The following is a 19103-nucleotide window of genomic DNA, read 5'->3' on the forward strand; positions in this document are numbered from 1 at the left end:
TGAGGTGGTCCCGTAGGAGCCACGAGTGTACTTGCCACTCAATCGGGCTTCTGAGCCGCCATCCCGAGACCGCTGTCGTGCGGCAAGAAGTTAACAAAACGGCCTTCGAGCACAACCAAAAAGATTCAAAAATCTGCTTTTTTTTCAAAGTTCGACCGCCGAAAACGCACTGTTTCCAAGGGTTTCGCGGCGGCCGACTCAATACAACCTGTTCAAAAAAGTTGTCAAAAGGTACTGACGTAGGTGTCAAAGGTATGTGACGAACTACATCAGATCTTCGAAAGCGCCTGTTCAAGATCGGCGATGATGTCCTTGACGTCCTCGATGCCGACGGAGAGGCGCACCACGTCAGGGCCTGCACCGGCAGCGATCCTCTGCTCGTCGGTCAACTGCCGGTGCGTCGTCGAGGCCGGATGGATGACGAGCGAACGGGTGTCGCCGATATTGGCAAGATGGGAGAAGAGCTCCAGCCCCTCGACCAGTGTCTTGCCCGCCTCATAGCCGCCCTTGACGCCGAAGGTGAAGACGGAGCCGGCGCCCTTCGGCGAGTAGCGTTGTTGCAGGGCGTGGTTCGGGTCGTCGTCGAGGCCGGCATAATTCACCCAGGCGATCTTGCTGTGCGCCTTCAGCCACTTGGCGACGGCGATCGCATTATCGCTGTGGCGCTGCATCCTGAGCGGCAGCGTCTCGATGCCGGTCAGGATCAGGAAAGCATTGAAGGGCGAGATCGCCGGCCCGAGATCGCGCAGGCCGAGCACGCGGGCAGCGATCGCAAAGGCGAAATTGCCGAAAGTGGCATGCAGCACCATGCCGTTATATTCCGGCCGCGGGCTCGACAGCATCGGGTAATTGCCGGATTTCGACCAGTCGAAGGTGCCGCCGTCGACGATGAGGCCGCCCATGGAGTTACCGTGGCCGCCGAGAAATTTTGTCAGTGAATGCACGACGATGTCGGCGCCGTGCTCGATCGGGCGGATGAAATAGGGTGTCGCCATCGTATTGTCGACGATCAGCGGCAGGCCGTGGCGATGCGCAACGTCGGCAATCGCGGCGATATCGACGAAGGTACCGCCGGGATTGGCCAGGCTTTCGATGAAGATGCCGCGCGTCTTGTCGTCGATCTGGCTTTCGAAGCTTGCCGGATCGGCGGCATCGGCCCAGCGCACCTGCCAGCCGAAATTCTCGAAGGCGTGGCCGAACTGGTTGACCGAGCCGCCGTAGAGCTGGCGGGCAGAGATGAAATTCTCGCCAGGACGCATGATATTGTGGAAGACGATCACCTGCGCCGCATGGCCGGAGGCGACGGCAAGGGCTGCGGTGCCGCCCTCGAGCGCTGCGACACGCTCCTCGAGTACCGCCTGTGTCGGGTTCATGATTCGGGTGTAGATGTTGCCGAAAGCCTGCAGACCGAAGAGGGCGGCGGCATGATCGGAATCATTGAAGACGAAAGCGGTCGTCTGGTAGATCGGCGTTACCCGCGCGCCCGTCGTGGGGTCGGGCTGCGCACCGGCATGGATCGCCAACGTGTTGAATCCCGGATCGTTCTTGGCCATATCGTCCTCCAGTTGTTGCTGACGGGCAGGATCATAGCCTGTCGCTTGCGAAAGTTAATCGCGATCCGTTTCCACCGATGGGCGTTCGGTGGAAAATCCGTCTCAGCGGATCGCAACTCAGGCAATAAGACGAGGATACTCGATCGCCGGGCAGCGGTTCATCACCACCTGCATGCCGGCGGCCTCCGCCCTTGCCGCAGCCGCATCGTCGCGCACACCAAGTTGAGACCAGATGATCTTCGGCAGCGGCCTCAGCGCCAGCGCCTCCTCGACGACGCCATCCAGATATTCGGAAGCGCGAAAGACGTCGACCATGTCGATCCGCACGGGAATGTCGGCAAGCCGGGCATAGACGGTGCGGCCCTGGATCTGTTTACCCGCCTGCCCCGGATTGACAGGAATGACCTCGTAGCCGCGCGACAGCAGATAGCCCATGACGCCGTTGCTCGGCCGGGCTGGATTGGGCGAAGCGCCGGTCAGCGCGATGGTCTTTACCGAATGCAGGATGCCGGCGAGGTAATCATCCGTATAGGCGTCGTGATTCATATCGACTTCTCCACTCCCGAAAGCCCTTCTGCACGGCCGGCATGTTTTTTTTGCGTTTCCGTGAAACCGGCTGCGTGTCTTTCCCGTATATATGAATTGGCCCGTATATATGAACTGGATACTCCTTGAGGATGATTCGATGAAAAAAATCGCTCTTGCCCTCATGCTCGTGCTCGCCGCATCGCCGGCGCTGGCGATCTCGCGTTACAATCCGCTCACCATGAGCTGTGCCAGCGTGCGCGCCGCCATCCACAATCAAGGCGCCGTCATCTTCCGCTACCAGTCCCCGCGTGGCTTGCCGCTCTATGATCGCTATGTCCGCAACAGCAATTATTGCGACGCGACCGATTATGCGGAATGGACATATATCCCTTCGAAAGACACTCCCCGCTGCCAGGTACTGAACTGCCAGAGCATAGACAACCTTGACGGGATGCTCTTCGTTCCGCATCATCAGCTCTGATGTTTTCGCCGTCGTGGCGGACGCAGGAACTGCACGCCTTTCGCGCTTGCGAAAGGTTTGAGCTCAATTCCGCGCTGCGATTTTCCTGAAGATTACACAACCAAAAGCTTTAACTTTCCCGTATGTCAAAGCTATAGAATAATATCTATATTTCAGCAGCATAGAATAATCACTTCCCGAATTCCCGTAGATATTTTCTCTTTTTGTTCGCGATAATGCCGCCGTTTGTTCCCGCGTCCATTAGAAGCATCTCATAGTTGAAAACGTCGCGTGGATTGAACGTATGTCGCGCGCACGTAAAAATTGCTCCAATGCCCCACCATTGTTCACATACTGAAAGGATGCTATTCGACATATGAACGCATAAGCGACCACAGCCGTACGTTTTCGTGCAAATCCCAGTTGTCTTTTCAGGAATTTGAAACGCCGAAGGCGAGGCGTGTTCCGCTTCCTCTCATCCTTTCCGGATTACTCCCTTGCCTCTCGACGTCATCCTGCTCGTTCTCTTCGGCGCACTGCTGCACGCGACATGGAACGCCATCATCAAGGCGGGGAGCGATAAGTCCCTCGATGCGGCGCTGATCTCGGCCGGCGGCGCGGTTTCGGCACTGCCGTTCCTGCCATTCCTGCCGTTGCCGCACGCCTCGGCTTGGCCCTTCATCGGCGCCTCTGCCATCCTGCAGTTTGCCTACTTTCAGCTGGTCGCCGCCGCCTACCGGGCTGGCGATATCGGCCTCGTCTATCCGCTGATGCGTGGCTGCGCGCCACTCCTGATCGCCGCGACAAGCGGTTTCATCCTGAAGGAAAATCTTTCCGGCGGCGCCCTTGCCGGTACGATGACGATCTCGGCCGGCGTGCTGACACTCGCCCTCGAGGCGCGGCGCGGCAGCAGCCGCGCCGTCATCCTCTCGCTTGCCAATGCCTGCGTCATCGCCAGCTACACCTATGTCGACGGAATCGGCGCGCGCATCTCCGGCAATGCGATTTCCTACACTTTGTGGATGTCGCTGCTGCCGCCGGTGCTGCTGTTTTCCTGGGCAGCGTCCCAGCGCGGCGCTTTCGCCGTGGTGCGTCACGTTCGCCGCAACTGGTGGCGCGGCCTCATCGGCGGCGCCGGCTCGATCGCTTCCTACGGACTGGCGCTCTGGGCGATGACGAAAGCGCCGGTCGCGACCGTCGCAGCCTTGCGCGAAACCGCGATCCTGTTTGCGCTGGTGATCTCGATCACCGTCTTCAAGGAAAAAGCCAGCATCTGGCGCTACGTCGCCGGCGTCGTCATCGCGATCGGCGGGCTGCTTCTGAAACTGGCGTGATCGCTAGAGCCTTTCCTGGTCAGATTGCAGCATTCTGACCAGGAAAGGCTCTAACCCTTCCATTCCGGCTTGCGCTTGCCGAGGAAGGCGCCGATCCCTTCCTGCGCATCCTCAGTCAGCATGTTCTCGACCATCACCCTGGCGGTATAATCATATGCCGCCTCCACCGGCAGTTCGAGCTGCCGGTTGAAGGCTTCCTTGCCGATCTTCAGCGTCAGCGGCGACTTGCTGGCGATCACTGCCGCATATTTGGAAACCACCTGCGCCAGATACTGCTTCGGCACGATACGGTTGACGAGGCCGAAATCCTTGGCGGTCGAGGCGTCGATCGTCTCACCGGTCAGCAGCATCTCCATCGCCTGCTTGCGGTGCGCGGCACGGGAAACGGCCACCATCGGCGTCGAACAGAACAGGCCGATGTTGACGCCCGGGGTGCAGAATGTCGAACTGTCCGTGCAAATCGCCAGATCGCAGGAAGCAACGAGCTGGCAGCCCGCAGCCGTTGCAAGCCCGTCGATCTCGGCGATGACAGGCTTCGGCAGATGCGTGATCTTCAGCATCAGATCGGCAGCGAGCCGAAAGGTCTTTTCGAAGAAACCGGCACCCTGATCTTCATCGGCGCGATGGCCCGTCAGTTCCTTGAGATCATGCCCGGCGGAAAAGACATTGCCCGTCGAGGCGATGACGACGACGCGCACATCCGGCTCCGCCCCGGCCGTCTCGAGTTCTTGCAGCAGCGCTTCGAGAAGCGCGATCGAAAGCACATTGGCCGGTGGGTTGTTGAGCACGAGCCGCAGCACGCCGTCGTGCAGCGAGCGGGTCAGCAAGCCGCCCTCTTCCGCTCCGGCGGCGTCCTTCCGGAAGGATACGATTTCGGCCATGATGCTGCTCCCTGCGCTCGATTCCAAGCAGACGTTTTGCCACAAGGCGCCGGAAATTTCGAGCGGGATCCGCACTCCCCGCAGAGGCCACTGCCGTCAGGACCAGAACCAGGACTTCGATGTCTCGGCGCTTGCCTGCGCACGGGTCAGACCGACATCGCAAAGCTCGTCGTCGGTGAGTTCCAAAAGCGTGCGGCGGCTGCGGCGCTTTTCGAGGTGATGTTCGATCGTCATCAGCAGCCGCAGGCTCCAGCGCGCCATGCCGTGAAGTCTCGACCGAACGATATCGCGAGGTGTGTCAAGGATCCCGCTTAATTCCAGGGCCATCTCTTCTTCCTTTCTTCAACGGATGAAAGATGCGCTGGAAGATGCCACGAAAAAAGCTTATGAATATTATGATATGCATAAGGATCTCTTTTGTATGCCTCTCCACCTCGATCAGCTTGCCGCCTTCGTCAATGTCGCCGATCTCGGAAGCTTTACGGCTGCGGCCGACAAGGAGGGCCTGACGCAGCCGGCCGTCAGCCTGCAGGTGAAGGGGCTCGAACAGCGGCTCGGTGTCCGGCTGATCGAGCGTGTCGGGCGGCGGGCGCAGCCGACCGCGGCAGGCCTCGACCTGCTCGTGCATGCAAGGCGACTGCTTCAGGAATCGACCGCCGCGGAAGAAGCGATGATGCCGTATAGAGATGGCGCCAGCGGCCGTGTGCGCATCGGCAGCGGCGGCACGGCGTCGATCCATCTGCTTCCGCGTGCCATCGCCGTCGCCAGAAAATCCATGCCCGGCCTCGAAATCACTGTGCGCATCGGCGATGCCGACGACATTCTGCGCGATCTGGAGGCCAACAGCCTCGATATCGCCGTCGTCGCCCTGCCGGCATCCGGACGCAACTTCGAGATCGAACCGTTCTACGAGGAGGAATTGCTGGCGGTCGCGCCTGCGGGCAGCCTGATGCCCGAAGGCGGACCGGACGCGACCTTCATGCGCGACAGGACGCTGCTGCTTTATGAGGGCGGCAATACCAGGCGGGCAATCGACGCGTGGCTGGCTGCACCGGAAACCGGGATCCGGCCTGCGATGGAGTTCGGCAGCATAGAGGCGATCAAGGAGTTGGTGGCCGTGGGGCTCGGCTGGTCGATCCTGCCGGGGCTGGCGCTGAAGCGCGACCGCACCGGCCTGGTGACGACTTCATCGCTGAACCCGCGGCTCACGCGCCGCCTCGGCATGGTGCTGCGCCGGGACAAACATCTGACACGCGGCCTTCGCGAAATAATGAAATGCCTGCGCGCGTTCAAAGGTTGAGAGTTGCTTTCGACCGTCGTACGCGATTTCAAACCGGCAGAAACGACATGAAAAACGTCGGGCGCAGCAGTTCGCGACCGCCGAAATATGAGGTATCAAAATACCACATATCTAAGTATTTGTTTTTACTTCAAAATTTTTCAGATCCTTCGGGATATCGATATTGACCCAATGTCACATTGCCTTTATACACCGCCCCAGAACGCAGCCTGTCCGGGCTGCTTTCTTTTTGGCATGCCTAAAGCCTGCCAATCCAAGCAACAAGAAACGCCCTTCAAGCCCTCGGGCCAAGGGTCCCAAAAGAGAGTATTCACTATGGCAACCTTCTCCCAGAAGCCTGCAGAGGTGGAGAAGAAGTGGGTGATCATCGACGCCGAAGGGCTGGTCGTTGGCCGTCTCGCTTCCATCATCGCTATGCGCCTGCGCGGCAAGCACAAGGCAACCTTCACGCCTCACGTTGACGACGGCGACAACGTCATCGTCATCAATGCCGAAAAGGTCGTTTTCACCGGCAAGAAGTATTCCGACAAGGTCTACTACTGGCACACCGGTTATGCCGGCGGCATCAAGGAACGTAGCGCACGCCAGATCATCGAAGGCCGCTTCCCGGAGCGCGTCCTCGAAAAGGCCGTCGAACGCATGGTTCCGCGTGGCCCGCTCGGCCGTCGCCAGATGAAGAACCTGCGCGTTTACGCCGGCTCCAACCATCCCCATGAAGCCCAGCAGCCGGTCGCCCTCGACGTTGCCGCGCTCAACAAAAAGAACGTAAGGAGCGCCTGATATGGCTGACCTCTCCTCCCTGAAGGATCTCGGCACGGTTTCCGAAGCTGCTGCTCCGGCCCACGTCCGCAAGGTCGATTCGCTCGGCCGCTCCTACGCGACCGGCAAGCGCAAGAACGCTGTCGCCCGCGTCTGGGTCAAGCCGGGCTCCGGCAAGATCATCGTCAACGGCAAGGAATTTGCGGAATATTTCGCCCGTCCGGTGCTGCAGATGATTTTGCGTCAGCCGATCGTTGCGGCTGCCCGCGACGGCCAGTTCGACATCGTCGCAACCGTTGCCGGCGGCGGCCTCTCCGGCCAGGCCGGTGCCGTTCGCCATGGCGTGTCCAAGGCGCTCACCTACTTCGAACCGGGCCTGCGCGCGGTACTGAAGAAGGGCGGCTTCCTGACCCGCGACAGCCGCGTCGTCGAACGCAAGAAGTACGGCAAGGCAAAGGCCCGCCGCTCGTTCCAGTTCTCCAAGCGTTAATCGCTTCGGACAGACGGAATTTACGAAGGCCGGGGCAACCCGGCCTTTTTGTTTTGCGCTGTCTAAATCAATCGGAAGCGTGCCGGCATGCCATTGTCGCATTCCAGCGCCGCTGGTAGAAACTTGGCAAAACGCTTCGGAAATGAGCGAAGCCACAGTCAGGGTCACATCACGGGAATAACCAAGTCCGCAGACAAATAAGCCGCAACAACTCTGCCCTGTTGTTGCGGCGTCTGTCCGGTCAATCCCGATACTGATGAAGAGACAGATCGCCGCCGAATGAAATCATTTGAGCGGGTTCTTTCCCATGTCTTATCCCAAAATCCAGCAATGGACCTATTCCCTGCCGGCAGCCTTGCTGCTGATGGCACCCTTCGACATCCTGGCCTCGCTCGCCATGGATATCTATCTGCCGATCGTGCCGGTCATGCCGGAGGCGCTCGGCACTTCGCCGGCGGTCGTCCAACTGACCCTCAGCCTCTACATGCTCGTGCTCGGTGTCGGCCAGATCGTCTTCGGCCCAATTTCCGATATGGTCGGACGACGGCCTGTCCTGCTTGGCGGTGCCGCACTCTTTGCCGCTTCATCCTTCCTGCTTGCCGGCTCCTCGTCGGCGCCGATCTTCGTGGCCTTGAGATTGCTGCAGGCCGTCGGCGCGTCGGCGACCCTCGTCGCAACTTTCGCAACGGTGCGTGACGTCTACGCCGGGCGTCCCGAAAGCAGTACGATCTATAGCCTTCTCGGCTCCATCCTCTCTTTCGTGCCAGCACTCGGCCCGATCATCGGAGCCTTGATCGCGGATCGCTTCGGCTGGCGCGCCATCTTCCTCGTCATCGGCCTCCTTTCGGTTGCCACCCTTTTCAGCGCCGGCATGCGGTGGCGCGAAACCCGCCCTACCGTCACCGCGAAGATCGCTCTCCGCCCGATTCTGACAAGCCTTCCCTTCTGGGTTTATACGGGCGGCTTCAGCACGGCGATGGGCGCCTTCTTCGTCTTCTTCTCGACGGCACCCCGTATCCTGATCGGCAATGCCGGTTTTTCCGGCATCGCCTTCAGCTTCATCTTTGCCTCGGTGGCGCTGGTGATGATCGTGACGACACGTTTTGCCAAACGTTTCGTCATGCGTTGGGGCATTGCAGGCAGCCTTGCCAGAGGCATGGCAATGCTGCTTCTCGGCGCCGTGCTGCTTGCCTTTGGACAGCTGTTTCTGCAGCCTTCCCTCGTCAGCTTCGTCGTGCCGATGTGGATCGTTGCAATCGGCATCGTCGTTGCGACGGCGGTCACCGCCAACGGCGCGCTCGACGCCTTTGGCGACACGGCAGGAACGGCGGTCGCGCTCTATTTCTGCGTCCAGAGCATCATCGTCGGCTTTGCCGGAACCTTCTTCGTGATTCTGCTCGGCGGCGACAGTGCCTGGCCGCTTGTGGGCTATGTCTCAGCGACCGCGCTGACGACGCTGGCTGGATTGTGGTGCCTGCGGGAGCCGGCCAGATAGGCAGCGGACAAATGACGGTCGCTCGACGATAACGAGCGGCCGTCGCCCGGAACGATTGCTTGAAATCCGTCCGCACCTCGCCTACCCCTTTCTGCGCGCGGGGGATCGGCCAATTCCTTCGCGAGAGACCCGCCGCCCAACGCTCGGCGTCGAGCGGGGATCCTGCAATGCAGTGTCCGTATCGAACGCGACTATGATTTGCGACCGAAAAAGGAGCATGATTTGGCGAACAGATCGATTGACCACGCCTTCACGGCGACCAGCCTCACCTCAGCTGCCAGCGACCCGACCTTTGCCGGCGCGCTGTCCTTCATGCGCCGCCGCTTCACCAAGGAGCTCGCCGGCGTCGACGTCGCCGTCTGGGGCATTCCCTTCGATGCCGCCACATCGAACAGGCCGGGCACACGCTTCGGGCCGCAGGCGATCCGGCGCGCTTCGGCGATCTTCGACAATGATGCGCAATACCCCTTCAACCGCGAACTCTTCGCCGAAATGGCCGTGATCGACTACGGCGATTGCCTGCTCGACTATGGCAATCATCAGGACACGCCAGCCGCTATCGAACGCCAGGCAAATGTCATCCTCGACAGCGGCGCCTTCCTGCTGACGCTCGGCGGCGATCATTACGTCACCTGGCCGTTGCTGAAAGCCCATGTGGCAAAACATGGGCCGCTGGCGCTCGTACAGTTCGACGCGCATCAGGATACCTGGTTCGACGAGGAACGCCGCATCGACCACGGTTCTTTCGTGGCGCGGGCCGCCCGCGAAGGCATTATCGATCCCGACCGCTCCATTCAGATCGGCATCCGCACCCATGCGCCTGAGGATTGCGGCGTCAATATTCTCTACGGTCATCAGGTCGAGGAGATGAGCGCCAGCGATATCGCCTCGGCGATCATCTCCCATACGCGCGGGGCGCCGGCCTATCTCACCTTCGATATCGATTGCCTCGATCCGGCCTTTGCGCCGGGCACCGGCACACCGGTTTCAGGCGGACCATCGAGCGCCAAGATCCTCTCGGTGCTGCAGCGCCTGCACCAGCTCGATATCCGCGGCGCCGACGTCGTCGAGGTATCGCCGCCCTACGATCATGCCGATATCACCGCCATTGCGGGGGCAACGGTGGCGATGTATATGCTGGGGCTTCATGCCGAGCGACGCGCCATCGCCGTGTCACAAGGCTGACCTATCATCCTCAAACTGAATCCGGAAACCTTCAGAACCCATTGAAAGCGCAGGTTTAACATGGCACCGAAAATCTTCATCGACGGCGAACACGGCACGACGGGTCTGCAGATCCGCACGCGCATGGCCGGCCGCCGCGATGTCGAGCTTCTGTCCATACCCGAAGCCGAGCGGCGCAACGCCGCCATGCGCGAGGACATGCTGAACGGCGCCGACATCGCCATTCTCTGCCTGCCCGACGACGCGTCGAAGGAAGCGGTTCAGATGGTTTCGGCCAACAACAATGTGCGCGTCATCGACACCTCGACCGCCTTCCGCATCAATCCCGGCTGGGCCTATGGTTTTGCCGAAATGGACAATCAGCAGGCCGACAAGATCGCTGCCGCCCGTTTCGTCGCCAATCCCGGCTGCTATCCCACCGGAGCGATCGGCCTCATCCGGCCGCTGCGCGCCGCCGGCATTCTGCCGGACGGCTATCCGATTACGGTCAACGCGGTCTCCGGCTATACCGGCGGCGGCAAGCAGATGATCGCCCAGATGGAGAACCCGGATCACCCGGATGCGATCACCGCGCCGCATTTTCTCTACGGCCTGCCGCTCACTCACAAACACGTGCCCGAGATGACCGTGCACGGCCTACTCGAGCGCGCGCCGATCTTCTCGCCGTCCGTCGGCAAGTTTGCTCAAGGCATGATCGTGCAGGTGCCGCTGCATCTCGACGATCTCGCCGAGGGCACGACGATGGAAAGCATCCATGCCGCCCTCGTCGCCCATTATGCCGGCCAGGATATCGTCAGTGTCGTGCCGTTGGCCGAAAGCAAGGCCCTGCCCCGCGTCAATGCCATCGAGCTCGAAGGCAAGGACACGATGAAGCTCTTCGTTTTCGGCACGCCAGGCGCGTCGCAGGTCAATTTGGTGGCGCTGCTCGACAATCTCGGCAAGGGGGCGTCGGGCGCCGCCGTCCAGAACATGGATCTGATGCTCGCTTCGTAAGGCGCGAAGGGCAGCATCGACATGATATCGCTCGGGGCTTTGTGTCGATCTCCTCATGATCTTTCTCGCGGCCGCTTGCCTCGGCGGCCGTCGCATGGCTTTCGGCTCGATCATCGATGATGATTGGGCTATGAGGAGCGAGACCCTCCTCGCTGCCAATTCCGAATCACGGAGCCTGATGTCATGACGCTCGATGCGCTTATCGCTGGCGTAGGCGCATGGTTTGCCACTGCCGTGCCCGATCATGGCATCTATGCGCTGATGGCGTTTGCCTTCATCGCCGGGCTTGCCCGCGGCTTTTCGGGTTTCGGCGCCGCATTGATCTTGATTCCGCTCGGCGGCGCGATCGTCGGGCCGAAGCTGATCTCACCGATCCTGCTCGTCATCGACGGCATTGCCACACTCGGGATGATTCCACCGGCCTGGCGCGGCGCCAACCGACCCGAGGTTTTCGTCATGGCAGCGGGCGCCGCGCTCGGCGTCCCGGCCGGCACGGCGATACTGGCTCTGCTCGACCCGATGCTGCTGCGCTGGAGCATCACGATCATCGCCATCTCCTTGCTCGCGCTTCTCGTATCGGGATGGCGTTACCACGGCGCACCTTCGGCGCCAATCAGCAGCGGCGTCGGTCTTATCGCCGGGCTTTTCAGCGGCGCCGCACAGCTGGGCGGGCCGCCGGTCGTCGCCTACTGGCTCGGCGGCAAGAGCGACTTCACCCGCGTCAGGGCGAATGTCGTGCTCTACTTCTCGATCTCGTCGGTCTTCAGCGCCATCAGCTATTATATCGGCGGACTGTTCGTGCCTGCTGTCTTTGCGCTCACCGTCGTCATCCTGCCGAGTTATGTGGTCGGGCTCTACGGCGGCTCGAAACTGTTCGGGCTTGCTAAGGAACGGACCTTCCGCATCGCCTGCTATGTCCTGATCGCCGCCGCCGCAATCATCGGCATGCCGCTGCTCGACGGCGTGCTGCGCTAGAACCGCCGGCGAAGCCTAAGGACGCTCGCTTCAATCGCGTTCGGCGATCATCGTCCCGTGCGGATATTCGCCGTAAAAGCCGCGCCAGTTGGCGACGGCGAAGCCGAAAACCACAAGCGCGCCGGCCTGATGCAGCAGGCCCCAGTGAAGCGGCACCTGCATCAGCAGCGTCGCTATGCCGATTGCCGCCTGCAGCGTCACCAGCGCGAAAAGTACGATGGCGCGGCGTGCATGGGTGGTCCATGGCGCTGCGCGCAGAGCGATCACCATGTTGATCAGTGTCAATGCGAAGAGCGTATAGGCGCCGATGCGGTGAATGAACTGCACCGTCTTCGGGTTCTCGAAGGCATTGATCCAGAAGGGCTGCTGGATCAGCAGATCGGAAGGGATGACGGCGCCGTCCATCAGCGGCCAGGTATTGTAGGAAAAACCGGCGTCGAGCCCCGCCACCAGCGCGCCGAGATAGATCTGGAACAGTGAGAAAATAGCGATCGCGGCGGCAAAACCGCGCGAGCTTCTTGTCGGCGCCGGATCGTCGGAATGCCTGGAGAGCCCGCGCATGATCCACATGCAGCCGGCAAAGATCAGGCAGGCCATGACGAGATGCGTCGCCAGCCTGTACTGGCTGACGTCGGTGCGGACGGAAAGGCCCGAGGACACCATCCACCAACCGATAAACCCTTGCAGGCCGCCGAGCGCCAGGATGCCGACGAGCGGCCAGCGCAAACGCTTTTCGATCCGCCCCGTCAGCCAGAAATAGATAAGCGGCAGTGCGAAGATCACGCCGATGGCGCGCGCGATCAGCCGGTGCGCCCATTCCCACCAGAAGATGCCCTTGAACTCATCGACGGTCATGGAACTGTTCAGCTGCTGAAATTCGGGAATGCGCTGGTAGAGGCGGAATTCCTCCTCCCATTCGGCGGCCGACAGCGGTGGGATGACGCCGTGGATCGGCTTCCACTCGGTGATCGACAGGCCGGAATTGGTCAGCCGCGTGGCGCCGCCGACGAGCACGAGACAGAAGAGCGCCAAAAGCACGAAGCCGAGCCAGAAGCGCAAGGCGCGGCGGTCGCGATTCTGCTTGCGCATTTCGCTCAGGATCGCCTGTTCCGTGGTCGGGTTTGCGACGGCCATGATGTCTCCTTCTATCCGGCAGTTGATTTGCCCCACCGGCTCATGCAAAACAAGCCCCGAACCTTTGCGGCATGCCGTCGCGCCGGTTCGTCCCCTCCATGCCGAGAGATAACCGATGCCCGTCCGCCTCCGCAAATTCATCGGCACGATCCTCATCATCGTGCTCGTGGTCGTCTATGCGCTGGTGGCCAATACGATCGCGGTGGCGACACTCGGCAACGCGCCCTGGTGGGGACATCTGCTCTATTTCCTGCTCACCGGCCTGCTCTGGGTATTGCCGGCGATGGTGATCATCAAATGGATGGCCGGACCGCCGCAGCGCTAAAGCGCGTCGCGATCTTTCAGATTCGCTTGTCGCGTTTTAGGTCTTTGTTTTGACGCATGTCGTTGTCGCAAAACCGCGGCACACTTTTGCGCGACATGCTTTAGGGCCATTAACGGCCGAATAACCGTGATCTGCGGAAAACCTCGCCCATCGCCTGCGGTTAAACCAAATATACGTCTGGCATACCTACCTTCCGGTTCAGCATTCTTGACCGGAGAAAACCGTGCAGACGCAACAGCTCGATGTCCATGAACAGCCGTCCGACGACGTGGCGCTGGCCGATACGGCCATTTCGCGCCTGCGCCAGCTGAGCATGAAACTCGCCATGGCCCAACTCGACATCGAAGTCTTCGACGCAATGCAGCCGCTGGAGGATGACTGGCGGGCGCTGGAGCGCGACAACCTCCAGTCCCTGCATCAGAGCTACGACTGGTGCGCCGTCTGGGTGAGCGCATTCCAGCGGCCGCTTGCGATCCTCAAAGCCACTCATGCGGGTCAGACCGCCTTCATTCTGCCGGTCGAGATCGTCAAGTCCCGCGGGCTCCGGACGGCGAGATTCATTGCCGCCGATCACAGCAATATCAATACCGGCCTGTTCGCAGAGAGCTTTGCCGAAGCCGGCAGGACCATCGCCCCCCATGAGTTCGCCGGCCAGCTCCGGCATGCGCTGAAGGGCCGCGCCGATCTGCTGCTGCTGCAGAACATTCCGCTGGAATGGCGCGGGCGAGAGAGCCCGCTCGCCGGGCTGCCGATGGTGCAGAACCAGAATCACGCCTATCAGCTACCGTTCCTTCCCGCTTTCGAGGACACGCTGAAGCAGCTCAACGCCAAGAACCGGCGCAAGAAATTCCGTGTTCAGTCAAAGCGTCTCGAGGCGGCCGGCGGCTTCGAATACGTCATTCCCGAGACATCGGCAGAACAGCACGGCCTGCTCGATATCTTCTTCCGCCTGAAAAGTGCCCGCTTCGCCAGCCTCGGCCTGCCCGACGTCTTTGCCGACAGGGAAACGCAGGCCTTCCTGCGCGGTCTCATCGACAAGCAGGACGACAGCAGGCAGTACTTCGGGCTGCAGATGCATATGCTCCGGCTCAAGGGCGAGCATGAGGGTAAGGTAGCCGCGATTTCAGGGATTTCGCGCAAGGGCGACCATATCATCTGCCAGTTCGGCGCGATCGATGAAGAGCTCCTGCCGGATACGAGCCCCGGCGAATTTCTCTATTGGCAGACCATCTCGGGACTGCATGGCAAGGGTGTCGCGCTGTTCGATTTCGGCCTCGGCGACCAGACCTACAAGCGTTCCTGGGCGCCGGTCGAGACCGCGCATTACGACGTGGTGCTGCCGGTATCGCCGTTCGGCGTCGTCGCCGGCGCCGCCCACCGGCTCGTCACCCGCGGCAAGGCGCATATCAAGGTGCGCCCGAAGCTCTATAAATTCGCCCAGGGCATCCGGGCACGGATCGGCTGACTGTCAAAAAGCGCGTCGCATCAAATTTGATTCATGCGATGCGCTTTTAGCTCTTTCTTATGCATGTCGTCTTCCCAAAACCGCTGTACACCTTTGGGCGACATGCATTAGGCGGCCCGGCCGAGTGTCTGCTCGGCCCCTTCGCCGCCCGACATCAGCACGACGCGCTCATAGCCGGCAGCCTGGAATTCCGTCATCAGTGCAACGAAAATGGTCTCCTCGACCTCAGGCAGCGAGAGGATGATCTCGACGTCGCGGCTGCGCGTCAGCCGCGAGACGCCGGCGACATCGGCCGAACCGCATTCGACCACCACGAGGTCGTAAGCGGCGGCGAGCGCATCGAGCAGCAACGACAGCCGATCGACACCGCGCATGGCGCGGCGCACGTCACTCTGGCCTTGAGGGATGAGATGGGCGTCGGAAAAGCGGTCGCCGTGGATTGTGTCGCCAAAGGCTGCCTCACCGCAAAGCAGATCGGTGACGCCGAGGGCAGCCTGGTCCTCGGCCATCAGTTCGGTGGGGTAGCCGGAACCGGTCATGTCGATCAGGATGACGCGGCGGCCGGCATCGGCGAGCATGCGGGTCAACGAAACCGTCGCCGCCGAGCCGCCGTCACCAGTCGGAGATATGGCGATTGCCAGCGGCGCGCGGCTACCGGTGAGATAATCCGCAACTGAGGTGACGGAGAATTCATTGTCATCCTCCGGCTCGTCCTCTGGCGCCTCATCGGCAACCTTCACGTCCTCGATCGTATCCTCTTCGTCCGCGACGACGGCGAGCATGCTCGGCTGAACGGGTTTTCCGGCGGCAGCGGCGATCGGAGCGGCCTGCGGCACAAGTTTGTCCTCGACGACTGCTTCTGCGTCGATTGTCTCTGAAGCCGCATCTGTCGGGCGGAGTGCCCGGCCACTGAAGAGTTCGGCCAGCATGATGACGATGGCGCTCATGATCAGCGTCGCGACGGCAGCGACGACGACGATCGGCACCACCTTCGGGAAATAGGGATCGACCGGCTCGACGGCCTTGGAAACGATCCGGGCATCGGCTGGGCTCGAATTGCTGTCGGCGCGGGAGGCGGCCTCGCGATAGCGCACCAGATAGGTTTCGAGCAGTTGGCGCTGGGCGTTCGCCTCGCGCTCCAGCGCATTGAGACCGACCTCGTCCTCACCGGCGCGGGCGCTGTTTGCCTGCACAGTCTCGGACTGGCGCTCCAGCTCGCTCGCGCGGAGATCCGCGACCGTCGACTCGTTTTCGATGCTCGCCAGGATCTTCTGCGTCTCCTGGCGGATCTGGGTGCGGATATCGGAGAGCTGGGCACGCAGGCTTTTCAGCCGCGGATGGTTGTTGAGAAGGCTGGTCTGCAGATCGGAGATCTGCGACTGCAGGCCGGATTCCGTCCCCTTCAGCCGCTGGATCGCCTGGGAGGACATGATGTCAGGCAGCGTATCGGAGGCTTCGCCCGACGACAGTGCATTGCGCACCGCCTGCGCCCGTGCCTCGGCATTGGCCTTGTCGCCCCGCACGCGGGTCAGCTCAGCGGAGATGTCGTTCAATTGCTGGGCCGGAAAAGTGGTCGTACCGTTCGTCTGCAGCAGCCCGTGCGAGGTGCGGTACTCGGCGACCTTCTTCTCGGCTTCGCTGACCTTCTGGCGCAGACCTTCGATCTCCGGCTCCAGCCAGCGGGTCGCCTCGGAGTTGGAATCGAGCTTGGCGCCGCTCTGGGTCGAAAGATAGACATTCGCCATAGCATTCGGGATGGCGGCGGCGAGCTTCGGATCCTTCGAGGTGAAAGTGATGCCGATGACGCGTGAACCCGGCACCTGATAGACCTGCAGGCGCTCGACGAAGGCGTCGATGACGCGCTCTTCCGGCGGATTTTCCAGCGGGTTCTTCTTCAGGTGCAGCTTCACCAGGATACTGCTCATGGCCGAGCCGCTGGCGGCATCGTCGAATTCCGGCAGGTTATAAAGCTTCAGATCGTTGATGACCTTCTTGAGGAGATCGGCCGATTGCAGAAGCTGCACCTGGCTGGCGATGTTCAGTTCATCCATCAGCGGACCGGCGCTGGCGTCATTGGCCTGCTGCGTGCTGGCAAAGGCCGGCGCACGGGGTTCGATGAGGATGCGCGTTTCGCTGCGATATTGCGGCGACATGATTTTGGCGCCGGCAAAGGCGACGCCCGCCCCCACGAGGGTGATTGTCAAAATCCGCAGACGGCGTGCCCAGACCGCACGGACCAACTGGCCGAGGTCGATGTCCACATCCTGATCACGAGCTACGCCGGACATGCTCTTACTCCACAACAAAGGTGCCGTAAGCGTAAACGACCATGGTAACTCAACGGTTAATGGTGGTCTCGCCGGGATGAGCAACGATCGATGAAGGAAACAGGGAAATTGCAGGCGTCCTTTACCGGGCATTAACCCTAACGGATCGATAACGACTGCACCGAGTTCATTTTTGTGAGCACAAGCGGATGTCTGTCGTCCAGCCCAAGATCCTTTTGGCCCTGAGCCTTGCAGCCATGACGGCAGCATTGGGCGGCTGCACGACGTACAGGCCGGCGCCGAAGGCCTTCAACGAGGCCACCATCCAGCCCTATACGTTGGACAGCGGCGATCGGCTGCGCATCACCGTCTTCGACCAGCAGAGCCTGACCAATACCTATACGGTGGATCAGGCCGGCTATGTCGCCTTCCCGCTCATCGGCCAGGTCCCTGCCCGCGGCCGAACCCTGCAGCAACTCTCGGGACAGATCGCCCAGAAACTGCAGCAAGGCTATCTTCGCGATCCCGACGTCACCATCGATGTCGATCGCTACCGTTCGGTCTTCATCATGGGTGAAGTGGGCCAGCCCGGCCAGTATGCCTATGTTCCCGGCATGACGGTGCAGAATGCCATCGCGGTTGCCGGCGGTTTCACCAGTCGCGCCAACCAGCGCATGGTCGATGTCACCCGCAAGATCAACGGACAGGTGCTGACCGGCCGCATCAACATATCGGGGCCGATCATCGCAGGTGACACGATCTACGTTCGCGAACGGCTTTTCTGAGCGATGGCAAAACAGCAGCCGCTCCGCATCCTTCATTGCTTCAGATCGCCGATCGGCGGAATTTTCCGCCATGTCCGCGATCTCGTCGAGGAGCACAGCAAGGCCGGCCATGAAATCGGCATCCTCTGCGACAGCTCGACCGGAGGCGAGTACGAGGACAGCCTGTTCGACGATATCCGTCCCTATCTCTCGCTCGGCCTGACGCGCGTGCCGATCCGGCGCTCGATCAGCCCGTCCGATATTGCGACGATGTGGGATACATACAAGAAAATCAAAAGTTTGCGGCCGGATGTGCTGCACGGACACGGCGCCAAGGGCGGCGTGCTCGCGCGACTTGCCGGCTCAGCGTTGCGGGTGAACAGGTATCGCGTAGCCCGCCTCTATACCGCGCATGGCGGAAGCCTGCATTATTCGCGCTCTTCGCTCAGCGGACAGTTCGTCCTCCGGATGGAGCGCCTGCAGGAATATTTCACCGATGCGCTGGTCTTCATCTGCGAGTATGAGCGCGACACCTATGCGCGCAAGGTGGGTAAGCCGCGGACGAAGACGAGACTGATCTACAACGGCATCGGCGAGCGCGATTTCGAACCGATCCCGACCCGCTCGGATGCCGTGCATTTCATCTATGTGGGAATGCTGCGGGACCTCAAGGGTCCCGATCTGTTTGTCGATGCCTTCGCCAAGACCGAACGGCTGCTCGGCAGGCCGCTGTCGGCGCTGATGATCGGCGACGGGCCGGATCGCGACCGCTACCGTGAGATGATGGTCGAACGCGGCCTTGGTAAACGCATCGGCATGCTGCCGGCAATGCGGGTCCACGAAGCCTTCTCCATGGCGCAGAACCTCGTCGTTCCCTCCCGCGCCGAAGCCATGCCCTATATCGTGCTCGAGGGGCTCGGCGCCGGCAAGACGATCATCGCAAGCCGTGTCGGCGGCATTCCCGAGGTGCTCGGCGCCGACAGCGCAGCACTGGTGGAGCCCGGCAATTCCGACGATCTCGCCCGCGTCATGGCGGAAACGCTGAGCACGCCCGACTGGCACGCCAGGACGATGCCGAAGCCGGAGGCGGTGAAGGCGGTGTTTTCTTCCGCCGTCATGGCACGTGATGTCCTGAAACTGTACCATGAACTCGTCAATCCCGCTGCCGGCCAAGCAATGCCCGTCGCCTCGTAAA

At 61.3% G+C, this 19103-nt stretch carries 19 protein-coding genes; 13 read left to right on the forward strand and 6 right to left on the reverse strand.

The features are described 5' to 3' along the window. Positions 1-269: 269 nt before the first annotated feature. The gene (locus tag OLZ32_RS18865) at positions 270-1553 is read right to left on the reverse strand and encodes an O-acetylhomoserine aminocarboxypropyltransferase (RefSeq protein WP_264422028.1); all 1284 of its coding nucleotides are present in this window, start codon (positions 1551-1553) and stop codon (positions 270-272) included. Positions 1554-1670: 117 nt separating this feature from the next. Continuing rightward, a complete protein-coding gene (locus OLZ32_RS18870) occupies positions 1671-2099 on the reverse strand; it encodes a CoA-binding protein (protein ID WP_264398305.1) in 429 nt (142 codons plus the stop codon). Positions 2100-2238: 139 nt separating this feature from the next. On the opposite strand from OLZ32_RS18870, the gene OLZ32_RS18875 reads away from it, so the two are divergent. Next, positions 2239-2562: a hypothetical protein gene (locus OLZ32_RS18875; RefSeq protein ID WP_003547314.1), complete on the forward strand. Its 324-nt coding sequence runs from the start codon at positions 2239-2241 to the stop codon at positions 2560-2562. Between the two features lie 476 nt (positions 2563-3038). Beyond that, entirely contained in the window at positions 3039-3875 is an 837-nt protein-coding gene (locus tag OLZ32_RS18880) for an EamA family transporter (protein ID WP_011651349.1), read from the forward strand. A gap of 50 nt (positions 3876-3925) precedes the next feature. Here OLZ32_RS18880 and OLZ32_RS18885 read toward each other — a convergent pair whose 3' ends face one another. Together OLZ32_RS18885 and OLZ32_RS18890 are read right to left on the reverse strand one after the other, a co-directional pair. Next, the gene (locus tag OLZ32_RS18885; protein ID WP_264422032.1) at positions 3926-4756 is read right to left on the reverse strand and encodes an enoyl-CoA hydratase; all 831 of its coding nucleotides are present in this window, start codon (positions 4754-4756) and stop codon (positions 3926-3928) included. A gap of 96 nt (positions 4757-4852) precedes the next feature. Next, on the reverse strand, positions 4853-5083 hold the full coding sequence (locus tag OLZ32_RS18890; protein WP_003547308.1) for a DUF1127 domain-containing protein: 231 nt from the start codon (positions 5081-5083) through the stop codon (positions 4853-4855). Positions 5084-5156: 73 nt separating this feature from the next. Between OLZ32_RS18890 and OLZ32_RS18895 the strand changes: the two genes are divergently transcribed. The 7 genes from OLZ32_RS18895 to OLZ32_RS18925 all read left to right on the forward strand — a co-directional run bounded on the left by OLZ32_RS18895 (position 5157) and on the right by OLZ32_RS18925 (position 11953). Further along, on the forward strand, positions 5157-6056 hold the full coding sequence (locus OLZ32_RS18895; protein WP_264422033.1) for a LysR family transcriptional regulator: 900 nt from the start codon (positions 5157-5159) through the stop codon (positions 6054-6056). Positions 6057-6371: 315 nt separating this feature from the next. Further along, positions 6372-6836 carry a 50S ribosomal protein L13 gene (gene rplM / locus OLZ32_RS18900; protein WP_003558420.1) on the forward strand — a complete coding sequence of 155 codons (465 nt, stop codon included), beginning with the start codon at positions 6372-6374 and terminating at the stop codon, positions 6834-6836. 1 nt (position 6837) lies between these two features. After that, a complete protein-coding gene (gene rpsI, locus OLZ32_RS18905) occupies positions 6838-7305 on the forward strand; it encodes a 30S ribosomal protein S9 (protein WP_264398302.1) in 468 nt (155 codons plus the stop codon). Positions 7306-7612: 307 nt separating this feature from the next. Then, complete coding sequence (gene cml / locus OLZ32_RS18910) at positions 7613-8800, forward strand: CmlA/FloR family chloramphenicol efflux MFS transporter (protein WP_003547300.1); 1188 nt, start codon at positions 7613-7615, stop codon at positions 8798-8800. 222 nt (positions 8801-9022) lie between these two features. After that, complete coding sequence (speB, locus tag OLZ32_RS18915; protein WP_003547297.1) at positions 9023-9985, forward strand: agmatinase; 963 nt, start codon at positions 9023-9025, stop codon at positions 9983-9985. A gap of 60 nt (positions 9986-10045) precedes the next feature. Further along, on the forward strand, positions 10046-10978 hold the full coding sequence (gene argC / locus OLZ32_RS18920) for an N-acetyl-gamma-glutamyl-phosphate reductase (protein ID WP_264422036.1): 933 nt from the start codon (positions 10046-10048) through the stop codon (positions 10976-10978). Positions 10979-11161: 183 nt separating this feature from the next. Beyond that, positions 11162-11953 (forward strand): sulfite exporter TauE/SafE family protein, encoded by a 792-nt coding sequence (locus OLZ32_RS18925; RefSeq protein WP_264398299.1) that lies wholly within the window; start codon positions 11162-11164, stop codon positions 11951-11953. Between the two features lie 30 nt (positions 11954-11983). Here OLZ32_RS18925 and OLZ32_RS18930 read toward each other — a convergent pair whose 3' ends face one another. Next, a complete protein-coding gene (locus OLZ32_RS18930; RefSeq protein WP_003547291.1) occupies positions 11984-13087 on the reverse strand; it encodes a COX15/CtaA family protein in 1104 nt (367 codons plus the stop codon). A gap of 115 nt (positions 13088-13202) precedes the next feature. Between OLZ32_RS18930 and OLZ32_RS18935 the strand changes: the two genes are divergently transcribed. Together OLZ32_RS18935 and OLZ32_RS18940 are read left to right on the forward strand one after the other, a co-directional pair. Further along, positions 13203-13412, forward strand: coding sequence for a DUF2842 domain-containing protein (locus tag OLZ32_RS18935; protein WP_003547289.1), 210 nt, complete (start codon positions 13203-13205; stop codon positions 13410-13412). A gap of 223 nt (positions 13413-13635) precedes the next feature. Beyond that, positions 13636-14877: a GNAT family N-acetyltransferase gene (locus tag OLZ32_RS18940; protein WP_264422038.1), complete on the forward strand. Its 1242-nt coding sequence runs from the start codon at positions 13636-13638 to the stop codon at positions 14875-14877. A gap of 107 nt (positions 14878-14984) precedes the next feature. Here the strand turns inward: OLZ32_RS18940 and OLZ32_RS18945 are convergent, their stop codons facing one another. Next, positions 14985-17165, reverse strand: a complete 2181-nt coding sequence (locus tag OLZ32_RS18945; RefSeq protein ID WP_264422040.1) for a GumC family protein — start codon at positions 17163-17165, stop codon at positions 14985-14987. Positions 17166-17353: 188 nt separating this feature from the next. On the opposite strand from OLZ32_RS18945, the gene OLZ32_RS18950 reads away from it, so the two are divergent. Together OLZ32_RS18950 and OLZ32_RS18955 are read left to right on the forward strand one after the other, a co-directional pair. After that, on the forward strand, positions 17354-17929 hold the full coding sequence (locus OLZ32_RS18950; protein WP_003547282.1) for a polysaccharide biosynthesis/export family protein: 576 nt from the start codon (positions 17354-17356) through the stop codon (positions 17927-17929). Positions 17930-17932: 3 nt separating this feature from the next. Further along, positions 17933-19102 (forward strand): glycosyltransferase, encoded by a 1170-nt coding sequence (locus tag OLZ32_RS18955; protein ID WP_003547280.1) that lies wholly within the window; start codon positions 17933-17935, stop codon positions 19100-19102. Position 19103 lies beyond the last annotated feature (1 nt).

The organism is Rhizobium acaciae (assembly GCF_025941625.1).
Taxonomy (GTDB): Bacteria; Pseudomonadota; Alphaproteobacteria; order Rhizobiales; family Rhizobiaceae; genus Rhizobium; species Rhizobium acaciae.

Excerpts from the sequence above, each read along its gene's own strand:
- OLZ32_RS18865 (WP_264422028.1), bottom strand. The coding sequence starts at position 1,553 with ATGGCCAAGAACGATCCGGGATTCAACACGTTGGCGATCCATGCCGGT.
- OLZ32_RS18870 (WP_264398305.1), bottom strand. The coding sequence starts at position 2,099 with ATGAATCACGACGCCTATACGGATGATTACCTCGCCGGCATCCTGCAT.
- OLZ32_RS18875 (WP_003547314.1), top strand. The coding sequence starts at position 2,239 with ATGAAAAAAATCGCTCTTGCCCTCATGCTCGTGCTCGCCGCATCGCCG.
- OLZ32_RS18885 (WP_264422032.1), bottom strand. The coding sequence starts at position 4,756 with ATGGCCGAAATCGTATCCTTCCGGAAGGACGCCGCCGGAGCGGAAGAG.
- OLZ32_RS18890 (WP_003547308.1), bottom strand. The coding sequence starts at position 5,083 with ATGGCCCTGGAATTAAGCGGGATCCTTGACACACCTCGCGATATCGTT.
- OLZ32_RS18895 (WP_264422033.1), top strand. The coding sequence starts at position 5,157 with ATGCATAAGGATCTCTTTTGTATGCCTCTCCACCTCGATCAGCTTGCC.
- rplM (WP_003558420.1), top strand. The coding sequence starts at position 6,372 with ATGGCAACCTTCTCCCAGAAGCCTGCAGAGGTGGAGAAGAAGTGGGTG.
- rpsI (WP_264398302.1), top strand. The coding sequence starts at position 6,838 with ATGGCTGACCTCTCCTCCCTGAAGGATCTCGGCACGGTTTCCGAAGCT.
- cml (WP_003547300.1), top strand. The coding sequence starts at position 7,613 with ATGTCTTATCCCAAAATCCAGCAATGGACCTATTCCCTGCCGGCAGCC.
- argC (WP_264422036.1), top strand. The coding sequence starts at position 10,046 with ATGGCACCGAAAATCTTCATCGACGGCGAACACGGCACGACGGGTCTG.
- OLZ32_RS18925 (WP_264398299.1), top strand. The coding sequence starts at position 11,162 with ATGACGCTCGATGCGCTTATCGCTGGCGTAGGCGCATGGTTTGCCACT.
- OLZ32_RS18930 (WP_003547291.1), bottom strand. The coding sequence starts at position 13,087 with ATGGCCGTCGCAAACCCGACCACGGAACAGGCGATCCTGAGCGAAATG.
- OLZ32_RS18935 (WP_003547289.1), top strand. The coding sequence starts at position 13,203 with ATGCCCGTCCGCCTCCGCAAATTCATCGGCACGATCCTCATCATCGTG.
- OLZ32_RS18945 (WP_264422040.1), bottom strand. The coding sequence starts at position 17,165 with ATGTCCGGCGTAGCTCGTGATCAGGATGTGGACATCGACCTCGGCCAG.
- OLZ32_RS18950 (WP_003547282.1), top strand. The coding sequence starts at position 17,354 with ATGTCTGTCGTCCAGCCCAAGATCCTTTTGGCCCTGAGCCTTGCAGCC.
- OLZ32_RS18955 (WP_003547280.1), top strand. The coding sequence starts at position 17,933 with ATGGCAAAACAGCAGCCGCTCCGCATCCTTCATTGCTTCAGATCGCCG.